Origin of the sequence: Cronobacter sakazakii (genome assembly GCF_000982825.1) — a bacterium.
In the GTDB taxonomy this organism is placed as follows: Bacteria; Pseudomonadota; Gammaproteobacteria; order Enterobacterales; family Enterobacteriaceae; genus Cronobacter; species Cronobacter sakazakii.
The window spans coordinates 176,470-194,765 of sequence record NZ_CP011047.1 but is presented as its reverse complement, the minus strand read 5'-3'; the positions used below and the strand labels follow the sequence as shown (position 1 = coordinate 194,765).

Annotated in this window: 16 protein-coding genes; all 16 read left to right on the top strand. The window is 58.4% G+C overall.

Features of this window, described 5'->3' with window-relative positions:
- The first annotated feature begins 298 nt into the window (after nucleotides 1–298).
- The 16 genes from mraZ (at nucleotide 299) to lpxC (ending at nucleotide 18,144) form a co-directional block, all read left to right on the top strand.
- Nucleotides 299–757, top strand: coding sequence for a division/cell wall cluster transcriptional repressor MraZ (gene mraZ / locus CSK29544_RS00950; RefSeq protein ID WP_004386409.1), 459 nt, complete (start codon nucleotides 299–301; stop codon nucleotides 755–757).
- Nucleotides 758–760: 3 nt separating this feature from the next.
- The gene (rsmH, locus tag CSK29544_RS00945; RefSeq protein ID WP_007892904.1) at nucleotides 761–1,702 is read left to right on the top strand and encodes a 16S rRNA (cytosine(1402)-N(4))-methyltransferase RsmH; all 942 of its coding nucleotides are present in this window, start codon (nucleotides 761–763) and stop codon (nucleotides 1,700–1,702) included.
- Nucleotides 1,699–2,064 (top strand): cell division protein FtsL, encoded by a 366-nt coding sequence (gene ftsL, locus CSK29544_RS00940; protein ID WP_004386407.1) that lies wholly within the window; start codon nucleotides 1,699–1,701, stop codon nucleotides 2,062–2,064. Before rsmH ends, ftsL begins: the two co-directional genes overlap by 4 nt.
- A gap of 15 nt (nucleotides 2,065–2,079) precedes the next feature.
- Nucleotides 2,080–3,846, top strand: coding sequence for a peptidoglycan DD-transpeptidase PBP3 (ftsI, locus tag CSK29544_RS00935; RefSeq protein WP_007783870.1), 1,767 nt, complete (start codon nucleotides 2,080–2,082; stop codon nucleotides 3,844–3,846).
- Complete coding sequence (murE, locus tag CSK29544_RS00930) at nucleotides 3,833–5,320, top strand: UDP-N-acetylmuramoyl-L-alanyl-D-glutamate--2,6-diaminopimelate ligase (protein ID WP_029039522.1); 1,488 nt, start codon at nucleotides 3,833–3,835, stop codon at nucleotides 5,318–5,320. Before ftsI ends, murE begins: the two co-directional genes overlap by 14 nt.
- Nucleotides 5,317–6,675 (top strand): UDP-N-acetylmuramoyl-tripeptide--D-alanyl-D-alanine ligase, encoded by a 1,359-nt coding sequence (murF, locus tag CSK29544_RS00925; RefSeq protein WP_007892900.1) that lies wholly within the window; start codon nucleotides 5,317–5,319, stop codon nucleotides 6,673–6,675. Before murE ends, murF begins: the two co-directional genes overlap by 4 nt.
- On the top strand, nucleotides 6,669–7,751 hold the full coding sequence (gene mraY / locus CSK29544_RS00920) for a phospho-N-acetylmuramoyl-pentapeptide-transferase (RefSeq protein WP_004386403.1): 1,083 nt from the start codon (nucleotides 6,669–6,671) through the stop codon (nucleotides 7,749–7,751). Before murF ends, mraY begins: the two co-directional genes overlap by 7 nt.
- A gap of 2 nt (nucleotides 7,752–7,753) precedes the next feature.
- Nucleotides 7,754–9,070, top strand: coding sequence for a UDP-N-acetylmuramoyl-L-alanine--D-glutamate ligase (gene murD / locus CSK29544_RS00915; RefSeq protein WP_004386401.1), 1,317 nt, complete (start codon nucleotides 7,754–7,756; stop codon nucleotides 9,068–9,070).
- Nucleotides 9,070–10,314 (top strand): cell division protein FtsW, encoded by a 1,245-nt coding sequence (gene ftsW, locus CSK29544_RS00910; protein ID WP_004386400.1) that lies wholly within the window; start codon nucleotides 9,070–9,072, stop codon nucleotides 10,312–10,314. Before murD ends, ftsW begins: the two co-directional genes overlap by 1 nt.
- Nucleotides 10,311–11,378: an undecaprenyldiphospho-muramoylpentapeptide beta-N-acetylglucosaminyltransferase gene (gene murG, locus CSK29544_RS00905; protein WP_007892896.1), complete on the top strand. Its 1,068-nt coding sequence runs from the start codon at nucleotides 10,311–10,313 to the stop codon at nucleotides 11,376–11,378. The genes ftsW and murG overlap by 4 nt, the downstream gene beginning before the upstream one ends.
- 67 nt (nucleotides 11,379–11,445) lie before the next feature.
- The gene (gene murC / locus CSK29544_RS00900; RefSeq protein ID WP_007892894.1) at nucleotides 11,446–12,912 is read left to right on the top strand and encodes a UDP-N-acetylmuramate--L-alanine ligase; all 1,467 of its coding nucleotides are present in this window, start codon (nucleotides 11,446–11,448) and stop codon (nucleotides 12,910–12,912) included.
- Complete coding sequence (locus CSK29544_RS00895; RefSeq protein ID WP_007892889.1) at nucleotides 12,905–13,825, top strand: D-alanine--D-alanine ligase; 921 nt, start codon at nucleotides 12,905–12,907, stop codon at nucleotides 13,823–13,825. Before murC ends, CSK29544_RS00895 begins: the two co-directional genes overlap by 8 nt.
- A 1-nt stretch (nucleotide 13,826) precedes the next feature.
- On the top strand, nucleotides 13,827–14,657 hold the full coding sequence (gene ftsQ / locus CSK29544_RS00890) for a cell division protein FtsQ (RefSeq protein ID WP_007892886.1): 831 nt from the start codon (nucleotides 13,827–13,829) through the stop codon (nucleotides 14,655–14,657).
- Nucleotides 14,654–15,910 (top strand): cell division protein FtsA, encoded by a 1,257-nt coding sequence (gene ftsA / locus CSK29544_RS00885; RefSeq protein ID WP_004388394.1) that lies wholly within the window; start codon nucleotides 14,654–14,656, stop codon nucleotides 15,908–15,910. Before ftsQ ends, ftsA begins: the two co-directional genes overlap by 4 nt.
- 63 nt (nucleotides 15,911–15,973) lie before the next feature.
- Nucleotides 15,974–17,125, top strand: coding sequence for a cell division protein FtsZ (ftsZ, locus tag CSK29544_RS00880; protein WP_004388393.1), 1,152 nt, complete (start codon nucleotides 15,974–15,976; stop codon nucleotides 17,123–17,125).
- 101 nt (nucleotides 17,126–17,226) lie between these two features.
- The gene (gene lpxC, locus CSK29544_RS00875) at nucleotides 17,227–18,144 is read left to right on the top strand and encodes a UDP-3-O-acyl-N-acetylglucosamine deacetylase (protein WP_004388392.1); all 918 of its coding nucleotides are present in this window, start codon (nucleotides 17,227–17,229) and stop codon (nucleotides 18,142–18,144) included.
- Nucleotides 18,145–18,296: the final 152 nt, after the last annotated feature.

Sequence of the window (18,296 nt, the reverse complement as noted above, 5' to 3'; positions counted from 1 at the left end):
TTAAAATGCCGCTCGCGTCGCAAACTCAACACTTAGTCCTCTTCACCGATCGTATTAAGTGGTTTTTAACGGTCCTGTGTGTATTCGTCTTTTTTCTTACAAATATTCATAGCGTTAATTTTGCCTCGTTAGCATGGCAGGGATTTTATTTGCCGCTTTCTCTTTGTCAGCGCCGAATCTTTTGTTGAAGGCTGCCCCGGTGCTGGCTTGACAAGCTTTTCCTCCGCTCCGTAAACTCCGGTGGGTGGGATTTTGTGGGATAAAGTGGTGAAAAAGGGCAGAGCTCAGTGAGGCTTTAATGTTTCGTGGCGCAACGTTGGTGAATCTCGACAGCAAAGGGCGGTTATCCGTTCCGACGCGCTATCGCGATTTATTGAACGACGCCTCGTCCGGCCAGATGGTTTGCACCATTGATATTCACCATCCCTGCCTGTTGCTTTATACCCTGCCCGAATGGGTCATTATTGAACAAAAATTGTCGCGTCTGTCGAGCATGAACCCCGCAGAACGTCGCGTGCAGCGCCTGCTGCTGGGCCATGCCAGCGAATGCCAGATGGACAGTGCGGGCCGTCTTTTATTAGCACCCGTTTTACGGCAACACGCCGGATTGACCAAACAAGTGATGCTGGTCGGGCAGTTCAATAAATTTGAGCTGTGGGACGAAGCGACTTGGCATCAACAGGTCAGGGAAGATATCGACGCTGAGCAGTCATCTTCTGAAGTGTTGTCGGAACGGCTGCAGGATTTGTCTTTATAAAATATGATGGAAAATTATAAACATACGACGGTGCTCCTGGACGAGGCCGTCAATGGCCTGAATATACGTCCGGACGGCATTTACATTGACGGCACTTTTGGCCGCGGCGGACACTCGCGCCTTATCCTTTCACAGCTGGGCGAACAGGGCCGATTACTGGCGATCGATCGCGATCCGCAGGCGATCGCGGCGGCCGCTGCCATTGACGATCCGCGTTTCTCCATCATTCATGGCCCTTTCTCGGCGCTCGGCGATTACGTTCGCGAACGCGAATTACAGGGCAAAATCAACGGCATCCTTCTCGATCTCGGCGTTTCATCGCCGCAACTTGACGACCCTGAGCGCGGCTTCTCCTTTATGCGCGATGGCCCGCTCGATATGCGCATGGATCCTACCCGTGGGCAATCTGCCGCCGAATGGCTGCGCAACGCGGAAGAAGCGGATATCGCCTGGGTGCTGAAAACCTTCGGCGAAGAGCGCTTTGCTAAACGTATCGCGCGCGCCATAGTCGAGCGCAACCGCGAACTGCCCATGACACGTACCAAAGAGCTGGCGGAGGTCGTGGCCGCCGCGACGCCGGTCAAAGACAAGTTCAAGCATCCTGCCACCCGCACTTTCCAGGCGGTGCGCATCTGGGTGAACAGCGAACTTGAAGAGATTGAGCAGGCGCTGAAAGGCGCGGTCGAGGTGCTGGCGCCGGGCGGACGGCTTTCGGTTATCAGCTTCCACTCGCTGGAAGATCGCCTGGTGAAACGCTTTATGCGCGAGCAGAGCCGCGGCCCGCAGGTGCCGGCCGGTTTGCCGATGACCGAAGCGCAGCTGCAAAAGCTCGGTGGTCGCGAACTGCGCGCGCTTGGCAAGCTGATGCCGGGCGAGGCGGAAGTGGCTGAGAACCCGCGCGCGCGTAGTTCCGTACTGCGCGTCGCCGAGAGGACGGGCGCATGATAAGCCGGGTGACAGAGACCTTAAGCAAAGTAACCGGATCGCTTAGCAGCACGGAACGTCATGCGCTGCCTGCCGTGATCGGCGGCGATCTTCTGCGCTACGGGAAACTGCCGCTCTTTCTGTTTATTGCCATTATCGTGACTGCGATTTTCGTGGTCACCACCGCGCACCACACTCGCCTGCTGACCGCGCAGCGCGAGCAGCTGGTGCTGGAACGCGATGCGCTGGATATCGAATGGCGCAACCTGATCCTTGAAGAAAACGCGCTCGGCGATCACAGCCGGGTAGAACGGATCGCAACGGAAAAGCTGCAAATGCAGCATGTCGATCCCTCGCAGGAAAATATTGTGGTGCAGAAATAAGGACTGACCAGGCGAATGAAAGCAGCAGCAAAGACGCTTAAACCAAAACGTCAGGAAGAACAGGCCAACTTTATCAGTTGGCGTTTTGCGTTGCTTTGCGGCTGCATTTTGCTGGCTCTGGCGTTTCTGCTGGCGCGCGTCGCCTGGTTGCAGATTATTGACCCGGATATGCTGGTGCGTCAGGGGGATATGCGCTCGCTGCGCGTGCAGGAGGTTTCTACCGCGCGAGGCATGATAACCGACCGCTCCGGCCGACCGCTCGCGGTCAGCGTGCCGGTAAAAGCTATCTGGGCTGACCCGAAAGAGCTGCACGACGCAGGCGGTATTACGCTCGACAACCGCTGGAAGGCGCTCTCCGACGCGCTGAAAATTCCGCTCGATCAACTGGCCGCGCGCGTCAATGCCAACCCGAAAGGCCGCTTTATCTATCTCGCGCGCCAGGTCAACCCGGACATTGGCGATTACATCAAAAAGCTTAAGCTCCCTGGTATTCACCTGCGCGAAGAGTCGCGCCGTTACTATCCTTCCGGCGCAGTGACCGCTCACCTCATCGGCTTTACCAACGTCGACAGCCAGGGGATTGAGGGTGTCGAAAAAAGCTTTGATAAATGGCTCACCGGCCAGCCCGGCGAGCGTATCGTGCGTAAAGACCGCTATGGCCGCGTCATTGAGGATATCTCCTCGACCGACAGCCAGGCGGCGCACAACCTGGCGCTCAGCATTGACGAACGCCTCCAGGCGCTGGTTTACCGTGAGCTTAACAACGCCGTCGCGTTCAACAAGGCGGAATCCGGCAGCGCCGTGCTGGTGGATGTGAATACCGGCGAAGTGCTGGCGATGGCCAATAGCCCCTCTTATAACCCGAACAACATCACCGGCACGCCGAAAGACGTAATGCGTAACCGCACCATTACGGACGTTTTCGAGCCAGGTTCTACGGTGAAACCGATGGTGGTCATGACGGCGCTGCAACGCGGCGTGGTCCAGGAAAATACGGTGCTCAACACCGTTCCGTACCGCATTAACGGTCACGAGATTAAAGACGTCGCCCGCTACAGCGAGCTGACCCTTACCGGGGTGTTACAGAAGTCGAGTAACGTCGGGGTTTCTAAACTGGCGTTAGCGATGCCCTCCTCAGCGTTAGTGGATACTTACTCACGCTTTGGACTTGGAAAGTCGACCAATCTGGGGCTGGTCGGAGAACGCAGTGGCTTATTCCCACAAAAACAACGGTGGTCTGACATAGAGAGGGCCACCTTCTCATTCGGCTACGGGCTAATGGTAACGCCGTTACAGTTAGCGCGAGTCTACGCAACCATCGGCAGCTATGGCGTCTACCGCCCGCTGTCGATTACCAAAGTCGATCCGCCCGTGCCGGGCGAGCGCATTTTCCCGGAATCTATCGTGCGCACCGTGGTGCATATGATGGAAAGCGTGGCGCTGCCTGGCGGCGGCGGCGTGAAGGCGGCGATCAAAGGCTACCGCATTGCGATTAAAACCGGTACGGCGAAAAAAGTCGGGCCGGACGGGCGTTATATCAACAAATACATTGCTTACACCGCAGGCGTTGCACCTGCCAGCAATCCGCGTTTCGCGCTGGTGGTGGTGATTAACGATCCGCAGGCGGGCAAATACTACGGCGGCGCCGTTTCCGCGCCGGTCTTCGGTGCCATTATGGGCGGCGTGCTGCGCACCATGAACATCGAGCCGGATGCGCTGACAACGGGCGAAAAAAGTGAATTCGTAATTAATCGAGAAGAGGGAACAGGTGGCAGATCGTAATTTGCGCGACCTTCTCGCTCCGTGGGTAGCTGGTCTGCCTGCGCGAGCTCTGCGGGAGATGACCCTGGACAGCCGCGTGGCGGCGGCGGGGGATCTCTTTGTGGCGGTGGTCGGTCATCAGGCGGACGGGCGTCGGTATATCCCGCAGGCGATAGCGCAAGGTGTAGCTGCCATCGTCGCCGAAGCGAAAGGCGAGGCGACGGACGGCGAAGTCCGTGAGATCCACGGCGTGCCGGTTATCTATTTAAGCCAGCTGAACGAGCGTCTCTCGGCGCTGGCGGGGCGTTTTTATGATGAGCCATCCGAGCGTCTGCGCCTGATTGGCGTGACGGGCACCAACGGTAAAACCACCACCACGCAGCTTATCGCGCAGTGGTGCCAGCGGCTGGGCGAAACCAGCGCCGTCATGGGTACCGTGGGCAACGGGCTGCTTGGCAAAGTGATCCCGACGGAAAATACCACCGGCTCTGCGGTGGATGTTCAGCATGTGCTGTCAGGGCTCGCCGCACAGGGCGCGACCGTGGCCGCGATGGAAGTCTCGTCCCACGGTCTGGTACAGCATCGCGTGGCGGCACTGAAATTCGCCGCCACGGTATTTACCAATTTAAGCCGCGATCATCTCGACTATCACGGCGATATGGAACATTACGAAGCGGCGAAATGGCTGCTGTTTTCCGCACACCATTACGGACAGGCGGTGATCAACGCCGATGATGAAGTCGGCCGCCGGTGGCTGGCGAAGCTGCCGGATGCCGTCGCGGTGTCGATGGAAAACAACATTAATCCGGGCTGTCACGGCCGCTGGCTGCGCGCGGATGCGGTGGAATATCACGACCGCGGTGCGACCCTGCGCTTCAGCTCCTCCTGGGGCGATGGCGAAATCGAAAGCCGTCTGATGGGCGCGTTTAACGTCAGCAATCTGTTGCTGGCGCTCGGCACGCTGCTGGCGCTCGGTTACCCGCTCGCCGCGCTGCTCGAAAGCGCGCCCCGCCTCCAGCCGGTTAACGGGCGCATGGAAGTGTTCAGCGCGCCGGGCAAACCGACCGTGGTGGTCGATTACGCCCACACGCCGGACGCGCTTGAAAAAGCGTTGCAGGCCGCGCGTCTGCACTGTGCGGGCAAGCTGTGGTGCGTATTCGGTTGCGGCGGCGATCGCGATAAAGGCAAACGCCCGCTGATGGGCGCGATTGCCGAGCAATTCGCCGATGTCGTGGTGGTCACAGATGACAACCCGCGCACCGAAGATCCGAAGGCGATCATCGCGGATATCCTGACCGGCATGCTGGATGCGGGCCGCGCGCGGGTCGTTGAAGGCCGCGCCGAAGCCGTGACCAACGCCATTATGCAGGCGGCGGAAAACGACGTCGTGCTGCTGGCGGGCAAAGGCCATGAGGATTACCAGATTGTCGGCACCCGCCGTCTTGACTATTCCGATCGCGTCACTGCGGCGCGTCTGCTGGGAGCAGTGGCATGATTCGCGTATCTCTGAGCCAGCTTGCCGCCATTCTGAATGGCGAGCTGCACGGCGCCGATGCTGATATCGACGCGGTAACGACCGACACCCGCAAACTGACGCCAGGCTGCCTGTTTGTGGCGCTGAAAGGCGAGCGTTTCGACGCGCACGATTTTGCAGGCCAGGCGCTGGCGGGCGGCGCGGGCGCGCTGCTGGTGAGCCGCAAGCTGGATATCGACCTGCCGCAGCTGGTGGTCGCCGACACGCGTCTGGCGTTTGGCGAACTGGCGGCGTGGGTCAGACAACAGGTGCCCGCGCGCGTGGTCGCGCTGACGGGCTCTTCCGGCAAAACCTCGGTGAAAGAGATGACCGCCGCCATTCTTGGCGAGTGCGGCAACACGCTCTACACCGCAGGCAATCTGAATAATGACATCGGCGTACCGATGACGCTGCTGCGCCTCACGCCAGAGCACGAGTATGCGGTGATTGAGCTTGGCGCGAACCATCAGGGCGAAATCGCCTGGACCGTAAGCCTGACGCGCCCGGAAGCCGCGCTGGTCAATAACCTGGCGGCGGCGCATCTGGAAGGTTTTGGCTCGCTCGCGGGCGTGGCAAAGGCCAAAGGCGAGATCTTCACGGGCTTGCCGGCAAACGGCATCGCGATTCTGAACGCCGATAACAACGACTGGCTGAACTGGCAGAGCGTGATTGGCGATCGCAAGGTCTGGCGCTTCTCGCCGAACCTCGATACCAGCGATTTCAGCGCCACCAATATCCATATCACCAGTCACGGCACGGAGTTTACGCTGCGTACGCCAACGGGCGACGTGGACGTTCTGCTGCCGCTGCCAGGGCGTCACAACATCGCTAACGCGCTCGCCGCCTCGGCACTGGCGATGGCCGTCGGCGCGCCGCTTGAGGCGATTAAAGCCGGTCTTGCGAAGCTCAAAGCAGTGCCAGGGCGTCTGTTCCCGGTGCATCTCGGCGAAAACCAGCTGTTGCTGGATGATAGCTACAACGCCAACGTTGGCTCTATGACCGCTGCCGCGCAGGTGCTCTCTGAAATGCCCGGCTATCGCGTGATGGTGGTGGGCGACATGGCTGAGCTTGGCGATGAAGCCGAAGCCTGCCATCAGCAGGTGGGCGAAGCGGCGAAAGCCGCAGGCATCGATAAAGTCCTGAGCGTCGGCACCCTCAGCGAAGGCATCAGCCGCGCCAGCGGCGTAGGCGAACATTTCCGCGATAAGCAGGCCGTGATTGCACGCCTGAAGACGCTTATCAACGAGCATTCCATCATTACCCTTTTAGTGAAAGGTTCACGTAGTGCTGCCATGGAAGAGGTGGTGCGCGCATTACAGGAGAACAGGACATGTTAGTGTGGCTGGCCGAGCATCTGGTCAAATATTATTCCGGCTTTAACGTCTTTTCGTATCTGACGTTTCGCGCCATCGTCAGCCTGCTGACCGCGCTGTTTATTTCGTTATGGATGGGACCGCGCCTGATCGCGCATTTACAGAAGCTTTCCTTCGGGCAGGTTGTGCGTAACGACGGCCCGGAGTCGCATTTCAGCAAACGCGGCACGCCGACCATGGGCGGCATCATGATCCTCACCTCTATTGTGGTGTCGGTGCTGCTGTGGGCTTACCCTTCCAACCCGTATGTCTGGTGCGTGCTGTTTGTGCTGGTCGGTTACGGCGCGGTCGGTTTTGTCGACGATTACCGTAAGGTGGTGCGTAAAGACACCAAGGGCCTGATCGCCCGCTGGAAATATTTCTGGATGTCGTTGATTGCCCTGACGGTGGCGTTTGCGCTTTACATCACCGGTAAAGGCACGCCTGCAACAGAACTGGTGGTGCCGTTCTTTAAAGACGTGATGCCGCAGCTCGGCATTTTCTATGTGCTGCTCGCTTATTTCGTTATTGTCGGCACCGGCAACGCGGTAAACCTGACCGACGGTCTGGACGGCCTCGCCATTATGCCTACCGTACTGGTGGCAGGCGGTTTCGCGCTGGTGGCGTGGGCGACAGGTAACATGAATTTCGCAAGCTACCTGCATATTCCGTATCTGCGTCACGCGGGTGAGCTGGTGATTGTCTGCACCGCGATTGTCGGCGCGGGCCTGGGCTTTCTGTGGTTTAACACCTATCCGGCGCAGGTCTTTATGGGTGATGTCGGCTCGCTGGCCTTAGGCGGCGCGCTCGGCATTATCGCCGTGCTGCTGCGTCAGGAGTTCCTGCTGGTGATTATGGGCGGCGTTTTCGTGGTGGAAACCCTGTCGGTCATCCTGCAGGTAGGCTCCTTTAAGCTGCGCGGACAGCGCATTTTCCGCATGGCGCCGATTCATCACCACTATGAACTGAAAGGCTGGCCGGAGCCGCGCGTGATCGTGCGCTTCTGGGTGATTTCGCTGATGCTGGTGCTGATTGGCCTGGCTACGCTTAAGGTACGTTAAACATGGCAGATTATCAGGGTAAAAAAGTCGTCATCATCGGGCTTGGGTTAACCGGCCTTTCCTGCGTGGACTTTTTCCTGGCGCGCGGCGTGACGCCGCGCGTGATGGATACCCGAATCTCCCCGCCGGGGCTGGATAAGCTGCCGGAAGAGGTGGAGCGCCATCTCGGCTCGCTCAATGAAAACTGGCTGATGAACGCCGATCTGATCGTCGCAAGCCCAGGCATCGCCCTCGCGCATCCGGCGCTGAGCGCGGCGGCAGAAGCAGGCGTTGAGATTGTTGGCGATATCGAACTGTTTTGTCGCGAAGCGCAGGCACCTGTCATCGCCATTACCGGCTCGAACGGCAAAAGCACCGTAACGACGCTGGTGGGCGAAATGGCGAAAGCGGCGGGTGTTAACGTGGGCGTGGGTGGCAATATTGGCCTGCCCGCGCTGATGCTGCTGGAAGAGGGCCGCGAGCTGTATGTACTTGAGCTTTCCAGCTTCCAGCTCGAAACTACCTTTAGCCTGAAGGCTGCCGCCGCGACCATTCTTAACGTCACCGAAGATCATATGGATCGTTATCCGCTCGGGTTGCAGCAGTATCGTGCGGCGAAGTTACGGATATATGAAAACGCGACGGTGTGCGTGGTAAACGCCGACGACGCGCTGACCATGCCGGTACGCGGCGCGGACGAGCGCTGCGTGAGCTTCGGCATTGATGTCGGGGATTATCACCTTAACCGTCAGCAGGGCGAAATCTGGCTGCGCGTGCGGGGCGAGAAAGTCCTTAACGTGAAGGAGATGAAGCTCGTTGGCCAGCATAACTACACCAACGCCCTGGCGGCGCTGGCGCTGGCGGATGCCGCAGGCCTGCCGCGTGCCAGTAGCCTGAAAGCGCTGACGACGTTTGGCGGGCTGGCGCACCGTTTCCAGCTCGCTTATGAGCATAACGGCGTGCGCTGGATTAACGATTCCAAAGCCACCAATGTCGGCAGCACCGAGGCGGCGCTCAACGGCCTGCATCTCGACGGCACGCTGCATTTACTGTTGGGTGGCGACGGCAAATCCGCCGATTTCTCACCGCTTGCGCATTACCTGACGGGCGATCGTGTGCGTCTCTACTGCTTTGGCCGTGACGGCGACGCGCTGGCGGCGCTGCGCCCTGAAATCTCCGAGCGTATGGACACCATGGAAGAGGCGATGAAAGTCATCGCCGGACGCGTTCAGCCAGGCGACATGGTCCTGCTCTCGCCCGCCTGCGCGAGCCTCGATCAGTTTAAAAACTTCGAACAGCGCGGCGACGTGTTTACGCGTCTTGCGAAGGAGCTTGGCTGATGCGCTTATCGCTCCCACGCCTTCGCCTGCCGCGGTTCCCCGGAATGGGCATTCTTGCCTGGATTTTCCGGGCGCTTCGCGGCTGGGTGATGGGCTCTCGCGAGAAAGACACCACCAGCCTTGTGATGTACGACCGTACGCTGCTCTGGCTGACGCTGGGGCTTGCGGCGATTGGCTTCATCATGGTGACCTCAGCGTCGATGCCGGTTGGTCAGCGTCTGGCGAACGATCCGTTCCTGTTCGCCAAGCGTGACGGCATCTATCTGCTGCTGGCGTTTGGCCTGGCGCTGATTACGCTGCGCCTGCCGATGGAGTTCTGGCAGCGCCACAGCGCGGCGATGCTTATCGCCTCGATTGTGATGCTGCTTATCGTGCTCGTGGTGGGCAGTTCGGTGAACGGTGCGTCGCGCTGGATTGCGCTCGGCCCGCTGCGTATTCAGCCGGCGGAATTCTCCAAGCTGTCGCTCTTTTGTTATCTGTCGAACTACCTGGTGCGTAAGGTCGATGAAGTGCGCAACAACCTGCGCGGCTTCTTAAAACCGATGGGCGTCATTCTGGTGATGGCGGTACTTCTGCTGGCTCAGCCTGACCTCGGTACGGTGGTAGTGCTGTTTGTGACGACGCTTGCGATGCTCTTTCTCGCAGGCGCCAAGCTCTGGCAGTTCATCGCGATTATCGGCATGGGCATTTCGGCGGTCGTGCTGCTGATCCTCGCCGAGCCTTACCGTATTCGCCGCGTCACCTCGTTCTGGAACCCGTGGGAAGATCCCTTCGGCAGCGGCTACCAGCTGACCCAGTCGCTGATGGCATTTGGCCGCGGCGAGTTGTGGGGGCAGGGGCTTGGGAATTCGGTGCAGAAACTGGAGTATTTACCCGAAGCGCATACCGACTTCATCTTCTCCATTATTGGGGAAGAACTGGGATATATCGGTGTGGTACTGGCGCTTTTGATGGTATTCTTCGTGGCTTTTCGCGCCATGTCGATAGGGCGTCGCGCGCTGGAAACCGATCAGCGTTTCGCGGGCTTTTTGGCCTGTTCTATCGGTATCTGGTTTAGTTTCCAGGCGCTGGTTAACGTCGGCGCGGCGGCGGGTATGCTGCCGACCAAAGGCCTGACGCTGCCGCTTATCAGTTACGGCGGTTCGAGCCTGCTGATTATGTCGACGGCGATTATGTTGTTGTTACGCATAGATTATGAAACGCGTCTGGAGAAAGCGCAGGCGTTTACACGAGGTTCACGATGAGTGGTCAACCAAAGCGGCTGATGGTGATGGCGGGCGGAACGGGCGGACACCTCTTTCCAGGCCTTGCCGTAGCGCACCATCTGATGGCGCAGGGATGGCAGGTTCGCTGGCTGGGGACCGCCGATCGCATGGAAGCAGACCTGGTGCCGAAACACGGCATTGAGATCGATTTTATCCGGATCTCCGGCCTGCGTGGAAAAGGCGTGAAAGCGCTGCTGCTGGCCCCGGTGCGTATTTTTAACGCCTGGCGGCAGGCGCGGGCGATCATGAAACGTTTTAAGCCCGATGTGGTGCTGGGCATGGGCGGCTATGTATCCGGCCCTGGCGGGCTGGCGGCGTGGTCGCTCGGTATTCCTGTCGTCCTGCATGAGCAGAACGGCATCGCGGGGCTGACCAACAAATGGCTCGCGAAAATCGCGAGCCGCGTGATGCAGGCGTTCCCCGGCGCGTTCCCGAAGGCGGAAGTGGTGGGCAACCCGGTGCGCACCGACGTGCTGGCGCTGCCGCTGCCGCAGGCGCGTCTCGCGGGCCGTGAAGGCCCGGTGCGCGTGCTGGTGGTTGGCGGCTCGCAGGGCGCGCGCATCCTGAACCAGACGATGCCGCAGGTCGCGGCGCGTCTGGGCGATGCCGTGACTATCTGGCATCAGAGCGGTAAAGGCGCGCAGGCGGATGTCCAGCAGGCGTATGCCGCTGCGAGCCAGCCGCAGCATAAAGTGACCGAATTTATCGATGATATGGCGGCAGCCTACGCGTGGGCGGATGTGGTGGTATGCCGCTCCGGTGCGCTGACGGTGAGCGAAATCGCCGCTGCGGGTCTGCCGGCCCTGTTTGTGCCGTTCCAGCATAAAGACCGGCAGCAATACTGGAACGCGCTGCCGCTTGAGAAAGCGGGTGCGGCGAAGATTCTGGAGCAGCCGCAGTTTACCGTCGACGCGGTAAGCGAGACGCTGAAAGGGTGGGATCGCGCCACGCTGCTTGAAATGGCTGAGCGGGCAAGAGCGGCCGCCATTCCCGACGCGACCGAAAGGGTCGCAGATGAAGTACGCGCGGTCGCCCGCGCGTGACGATTGCGGATAATGTTTGTTCCGCGTGATTGATGATGTTATGGCGTTTGCCAAAGGCTTTTAAAGAATGAATACACAACAACTGGCGAAACTGCGTTCTATCGTGCCCGAGATGCGTCGCGTCCGGCACATTCACTTCGTTGGCATCGGCGGCGCCGGTATGGGCGGCATTGCGGAAGTGCTGGCGAATGAAGGCTACCAGATCAGCGGATCCGATCTGGCGCCGAACGCTGTCACGCAGCAGTTGACGGCGCTGGGCGCCACCATTTATTTCAACCATCGCCCGGAAAACGTGCTCGATGCGAGCGTGGTGGTGGTGTCGAGCGCTATCTCTGCGGATAACCCGGAGATCGTGGCGGCGCATGAGGCGCGTATTCCGGTTATCCGCCGCGCCGAGATGCTGGCGGAGCTGATGCGTTTTCGTCACGGTATCGCGGTTGCCGGTACGCATGGCAAAACGACGACCACTGCGATGGTGTCGAGTATTTATGCCGAAGCGGGCCTCGACCCGACGTTCGTCAACGGCGGTCTGGTGAAAGCGGCGGGGACGCACGCGCGGCTTGGCAACAGCCGTTATCTGATTGCCGAAGCTGACGAGAGTGACGCGTCATTCCTGCATTTGCAGCCGATGGTCGCGATTGTGACCAATATCGAAGCCGACCATATGGACACCTATCATGGCGACTTTGAGAACCTGAAACAGACGTTTATTAACTTCCTGCATAACCTGCCGTTTTATGGCCGTGCGGTGATGTGTGTTGACGACCCGGTGATCCGCGAGCTGCTGCCGCGCGTCGGGCGTCAAATTACCACTTATGGTTTCAGCGAAGATGCCGATGTACGTGTGGAAAATTATCGCCAGACCGGCGCGCAGGGGCACTTCACTCTGGTGCGTCAGGACAAGCCGGAACTGCACGTAACGCTGAACGCGCCAGGCCGCCATAACGCGTTGAACGCGGCGGCGGCGGTGTCCGTAGCGACAGAAGAGGGGATTGAAGACGATGCCATTCTGCGCGCGCTGGAAAGCTTCCAGGGCACCGGACGTCGTTTTGACTTCCTGGGCGAGTTCCCGCTGGCAAACGTCAACGGCAAATCCGGCACGGCGATGCTGGTCGATGACTACGGCCATCACCCGACAGAAGTGGATGCGACCGTGCGCGCCGCCCGTGCAGGCTGGCCGGAGAAAAACCTGGTCATGATTTTCCAGCCGCACCGTTATACCCGCACGCGCGATCTGTATGACGATTTCGCTAACGTGCTGTCGCAGGTGGATGTGCTGCTGATGCTGGATGTCTATCCGGCGGGCGAAGCGCCGATTCCGGGTGCCGACAGCCGTTCGCTGTGCCGTACTATCCGCGCGCGCGGCAAAGTGGACCCGATTCTGGTCTCCGATCCGGCGCAGGTCGCCGCGATGCTGGCACCCGTGCTGTCGGGCAACGATTTGATTCTGGTTCAGGGCGCGGGCAATATCGGTAAAATCGCGCGCCAGCTGGCGGAAGCGAAGCTGCAACCCGAGGAGAACGCGCATGGCTGAAAAAATCGCTGTACTGCTGGGCGGTCACTCGGCGGAACGTGACGTTTCCCTGCAATCCGGCAGCGCGGTGCTCGCGGGTCTGAAAGAGGCGGGCGTTGACGCGTACGCTGTCGATCCGCGCGATGTGTGCGTAACGACGCTGAAAGAAGAAGGGTTCGATAAAGTCTTTATCGCGCTGCATGGTCGCGGCGGTGAAGACGGCACGCTGCAGGGGATGCTGGAGTATCTCGGCCTGCCTTATACCGGCAGCGGCGTGATGGCGTCGGCCATCACCATGGATAAACTGCGCACCAAACTGCTCTGGCAGGGCGCAGGTTTACCGGTAGCGCCGTGGGTGGCGCTGGAGCGTGGGGACATCACCGGTGGCCTTAGCGAGGCATTAAGCGCGCGTATCGCGGCGCTGGGCCTGCCGGTTATCGTGAAGCCGAGCCGCGAAGGTTCAAGCGTCGGCATGTCGAAAGTGGACAGCGCGGAAGCGTTACTGCCCGCGCTCGAACTGGCGTTTGAACACGACAGCGAAGTGCTGGTGGAGAAATGGCTGAGCGGCCCGGAATTTACCGTCGCCATCCTTGGCGATGAGATCCTGCCTTCGATTCGCATCCAGCCTGCTGGCGTGTTTTATGACTACGAGGCGAAATATCTCTCGGACGAGACGCAATATTTTTGTCCGGCGGGCATTGATGCCGAACGCGAGCAGGCGTTACAGGCGCTGGTGATGGACGCCTGGCGTGTGCTGGGCTGCCGGGGCTGGGGCCGCGTGGACGTGATGCAGGACAGCGACGGTGAGTTTTATCTGCTTGAGGTAAATACGGCGCCTGGCATGACCAGCCATAGTCTGGTGCCGATGGCGGCGCGTCAGGCGGGCATGAGCTTCTCGCAACTGGTGGTGCGTATTCTGGAGCTGGCGAACTGATATGTCGCAGGCTGCGCTGAACACGAAAAATCGTCCTGAAGAAAATACGGTTTCGCGCCGTAATAATGGGACCCGTCTCGCAGGCATCGTCTTTCTGCTGGCGGTCGTGTTAACCGTGATATTCGGCGGCTGGATGGTTTTGGGGTGGATGGAAGACGCCCAGCGCCTGCCGCTTTCAAAGCTGGTGGTAACGGGCGAGCGCCATTACACCCGCAATGATGATATTCGCCAGTCCATCCTGGCGCTGGGCGCGCCGGGCACGTTTATGACGCAGGACGTGAATATCATCCAGAATCAGATAGAACGTTTGCCGTGGATCAAGCAGGCAAGCGTAAGAAAGCAATGGCCGGACGAATTGAAGATTCATCTGGTTGAATATGTGCCGATAGCACGCTGGAATGACCAGCACATGATCGACACCGACGGAACGTCCTTCAGCGTGCCGTCCGATCGCGCCAGTAAGCAGACCTTACCGCTGCTCTATGGCCCTGAAGGTAGCGAGAACGAAGTGCTGCAGGGTTTTCGCGCGATGGGCCAGGTGCTGGCGAAAGATAAATTTACACTGAAGGAAGCGGCGATGACCGCGCGTCGCTCCTGGCAGGTGACGTTGAGCAATAATATCAAGCTCAATTTTGGCCGGGATGACACAATGAAACGCCTGGAACGCTTTGTAGAGCTGTACCCGGTTCTGCAACAGCAAGCGCAAACTGACCATAAGCAGATAAGCTATGTCGATTTACGCTACGACTCCGGCGCGGCGGTCGGCTGGGAGCCGGCCCCCACTGAGGAAACTAATCAGCAACAGAATCAGGCACAGGCAGAGCAACAATGATTAAGGCGACGGACAGAAAACTGGTAGTTGGACTGGAGATTGGCACTGCGAAGGTCGCCGCTTTGGTAGGGGAAGTTCTGCCCGACGGTATGATCAATATCATTGGCGTGGGAAGCTGTCCGTCCCGCGGGATGGATAAAGGCGGCGTTAACGATCTGGAATCGGTGGTGAAATGCGTTCAGCGCGCGATTGACCAGGCCGAACTGATGGCGGATTGCCAGATCTCTTCCGTCTACCTGGCGCTTTCCGGCAAGCATATTAGTTGCCAGAACGAAATCGGTATGGTGCCGATCTCCGAAGAGGAAGTGACGCAGGAAGATGTTGAAAATGTTGTCCATACCGCAAAATCAGTACGCGTACGCGATGAACATCGCGTATTGCATGTGATTCCTCAGGAATACGCTATTGATTACCAGGAAGGGATTAAAAACCCGGTTGGCTTATCCGGCGTTCGCATGCAGGCGAAAGTACATTTAATCACCTGCCACAATGACATGGCGAAAAACATCGTCAAGGCAGTGGAACGTTGCGGTCTGAAAGTTGACCAACTTATTTTCGCGGGCCTGGCATCCAGCTACTCCGTTTTAACGGAAGATGAGCGTGAGCTGGGCGTCTGCGTGGTGGATATCGGCGGTGGTACAATGGATATCGCGGTCTACACCGGTGGTGCGCTGCGTCACACTAAAGTGATTCCGTATGCCGGTAACGTGGTGACCAGTGATATCGCTTATGCTTTCGGCACGCCGCCGAGCGATGCTGAGGCAATTAAAGTGCGCCATGGCTGCGCGCTCGGGTCGCTGGTCGGTAAAGACGAGAGCGTTGAAGTGCCGAGCGTAGGCGGTCGTCCGCCGCGCAGCCTGCAACGCCAGACGCTGGCAGAAGTGATTGAGCCGCGTTATACCGAGCTGCTTAATCTGGTCAACGAAGAAATTTTGCAGTTGCAGGAGCAGCTTCGCCAGCAGGGTGTGAAACATCATCTTGCGGCGGGGATTGTATTAACCGGCGGCGCGGCGCAAATTGAAGGTCTGGCGGCGTGCGCGCAGCGGGTGTTTCATACGCAGGTGCGTATCGGGCAACCCTTAAATATTACTGGCCTTACCGATTACGCCCAGGAGCCTTACTACTCCACGGCGGTGGGTTTACTTCACTATGGTAAAGAATCGCATTTAAGCGGTGAGGCGGAAGTGGAAAAACGGACTTCAGTCGGCTCGTGGATCAAACGGATCAACAGCTGGCTGCGAAAAGAGTTTTAATTTTTTTCAGAGACCGGACAAAATTAGCGGTCTCAGGCGAAAGGCACAAAACGGAGAGACATTATGTTTGAACCTATGGAACTGACCAACGACGCGGTGATTAAAGTCATCGGCGTCGGTGGCGGCGGCGGTAATGCCGTAGAACATATGGTGCGCGAGCGCATCGAAGGGGTTGAGTTCTTCGCAGTCAACACCGATGCCCAGGCGCTGCGTAAAACCGCAGTCGGCCAGACCATCCAGATTGGTAGTGGCATCACTAAAGGTCTGGGTGCGGGCGCAAACCCGGAAGTGGGGCGCAACGCTGCGGAAGAAGACCGCGAAGCGCTGCGTGCTGCGTTAGATGGCGCTGACATGGTGTTTATCGCAGCCGGTATGGGCGGCGGTACGGGCACTGGTGCTGCGCCGGTTGTCGCTGAAGTGGCGAAAGACCTCGGCATTCTGACCGTGGCTGTCGTGACCAAGCCGTTTAACTTTGAAGGCAAGAAGCGTATGGCTTTTGCCGAACAGGGTATTGCCGAGCTCTCCCGTCATGTCGACTCCCTGATCACCATTCCTAACGACAAGCTGCTGAAAGTGCTGGGTCGTGGGATCTCTCTGCTGGACGCGTTTGGTGCTGCGAACGACGTGCTGAAAGGCGCGGTGCAGGGTATCGCCGAGCTGATTACGCGTCCGGGTCTGATGAACGTCGACTTTGCAGACGTGCGCACCGTGATGTCTGAAATGGGCTACGCCATGATGGGCTCGGGTGTGGCAAGCGGCGAAGACCGTGCGGAAGAAGCGGCCGAAATGGCCATCTCCAGCCCGCTGCTGGAAGATATCGATCTGTCCGGCGCGCGTGGCGTTCTGGTCAACATCACGGCGGGCTTTGACCTGCGTCTTGATGAGTTCGAAACCGTGGGTAACACCATCCGCGCCTTCGCATCGGATAACGCGACCGTGGTTATCGGTACATCTCTCGACCCGGATATGAACGACGAACTGCGCGTGACTGTGGTTGCGACCGGTATCGGCATGGATAAGCGTCCTGAAATCACGCTGGTGACCAATAAGCAGACGCAGCAGCCTGCAATGGATCGTTATCAGCAGCACGGTATGGCGCCGCTGACCCAGGAGCAGAAACCGGCTTCTAAAGTGGTTAACGACCCGACGCCGCAGACGGCAAAAGAGCCAGATTATCTGGATATTCCGGCGTTTCTGCGTAAGCAGGCTGATTAAGAATAAGCCGGAAGTTGGGCATATTCGCTCTTTGTGCTAAAATGGCCCACCGGTTGTGATGTACACTATCGGTAAGGTGAATTATTTGGCGAGATTATACGATGATCAAACAAAGGACTCTTAAACGTATCGTTCAGGCGACTGGCGTCGGTTTACATACCGGCAAAAAAGTCACCCTGACGCTGCGCCCTGCGCCGGCAAATACCGGGGTCATCTATCGTCGCACCGACTTGAATCCTCCGGTAGACTTCCCGGCCGATGCCAAATCTGTGCGTGATACCATGCTCTGTACGTGCCTGGTGAATGAGCATGATGTGCGGATTTCTACCGTTGAGCACCTGAACGCCGCGCTGGCTGGCCTCGGTATCGACAACATCATCGTCGAAGTGGATGCGCCTGAAATCCCGATTATGGATGGCAGTGCTGCACCGTTCGTTTACCTGCTCGTTGATGCAGGTATTGATGAGCTGAATGTGGCGAAGAAATTCGTGCGCATTAAAGAAACCGTGCGTGTTGAAGATGGCGATAAGTGGGCGGAATTTAAACCGTACAACGGTTTTTCCTTGGACTTCACCATCGACTTCAACCACCCGGCGATTGATGCGAGCAACCAGCGCTACTGCATGAATTTCTCTGCAGACGCGTTTATGCGCCAGATTAGCCGCGCTCGTACTTTCGGTTTCATGCGTGATATCGAATATCTGCAGTCCCGTGGTTTGTGCCTGGGCGGCAGCTTCGATTGTGCCATCGTTGTTGACGATTATCGCGTACTGAACGAAGACGGCCTGCGTTTTGAAGACGAATTTGTTCGTCACAAAATGCTGGATGCGATTGGTGACCTGTTCATGTGTGGCCACAACATTATCGGCGCGTTTACCGCCTATAAGTCTGGTCATGCGCTGAACAACAAATTGCTGCAGGCGGTTCTTGCGAAACAAGAAGCCTGGGAATATGTCACCTATGAAGACGAGGCTGAACTGCCTCTGGCCTTCAAAGCGCCGTCGCTGGTGCTGGCGTAACAGCATAGTCTGACTAAAGACGACTGGTAGACCAGGTACTCTCTCCGGCCTGTGTTCACCAGTCGTTTTTTATTGCTCTTAAACAGCCATTTTTCTCTTCGCCTTTTACCCTGCTTTACCATCTCCCTGTTGATGATTAACTGCTGGTTTCT

Bases quoted from the DNA above. Each gene is read 5' to 3' on its own strand.
- ftsA (WP_004388394.1), top strand. From the start codon at position 14,654: ATGATTAAGGCGACGGACAGAAAACTGGTAGTTGGACTGGAGATTGGC.
- ftsI (WP_007783870.1), top strand. From the start codon at position 2,080: ATGAAAGCAGCAGCAAAGACGCTTAAACCAAAACGTCAGGAAGAACAG.
- ftsZ (WP_004388393.1), top strand. From the start codon at position 15,974: ATGTTTGAACCTATGGAACTGACCAACGACGCGGTGATTAAAGTCATC.
- murF (WP_007892900.1), top strand. From the start codon at position 5,317: ATGATTCGCGTATCTCTGAGCCAGCTTGCCGCCATTCTGAATGGCGAG.
- ftsQ (WP_007892886.1), top strand. From the start codon at position 13,827: ATGTCGCAGGCTGCGCTGAACACGAAAAATCGTCCTGAAGAAAATACG.
- lpxC (WP_004388392.1), top strand. From the start codon at position 17,227: ATGATCAAACAAAGGACTCTTAAACGTATCGTTCAGGCGACTGGCGTC.
- mraZ (WP_004386409.1), top strand. From the start codon at position 299: ATGTTTCGTGGCGCAACGTTGGTGAATCTCGACAGCAAAGGGCGGTTA.
- murG (WP_007892896.1), top strand. From the start codon at position 10,311: ATGAGTGGTCAACCAAAGCGGCTGATGGTGATGGCGGGCGGAACGGGC.
- ftsW (WP_004386400.1), top strand. From the start codon at position 9,070: ATGCGCTTATCGCTCCCACGCCTTCGCCTGCCGCGGTTCCCCGGAATG.
- rsmH (WP_007892904.1), top strand. From the start codon at position 761: ATGATGGAAAATTATAAACATACGACGGTGCTCCTGGACGAGGCCGTC.
- CSK29544_RS00895 (WP_007892889.1), top strand. From the start codon at position 12,905: ATGGCTGAAAAAATCGCTGTACTGCTGGGCGGTCACTCGGCGGAACGT.
- murC (WP_007892894.1), top strand. From the start codon at position 11,446: ATGAATACACAACAACTGGCGAAACTGCGTTCTATCGTGCCCGAGATG.
- mraY (WP_004386403.1), top strand. From the start codon at position 6,669: ATGTTAGTGTGGCTGGCCGAGCATCTGGTCAAATATTATTCCGGCTTT.
- ftsL (WP_004386407.1), top strand. From the start codon at position 1,699: ATGATAAGCCGGGTGACAGAGACCTTAAGCAAAGTAACCGGATCGCTT.
- murD (WP_004386401.1), top strand. From the start codon at position 7,754: ATGGCAGATTATCAGGGTAAAAAAGTCGTCATCATCGGGCTTGGGTTA.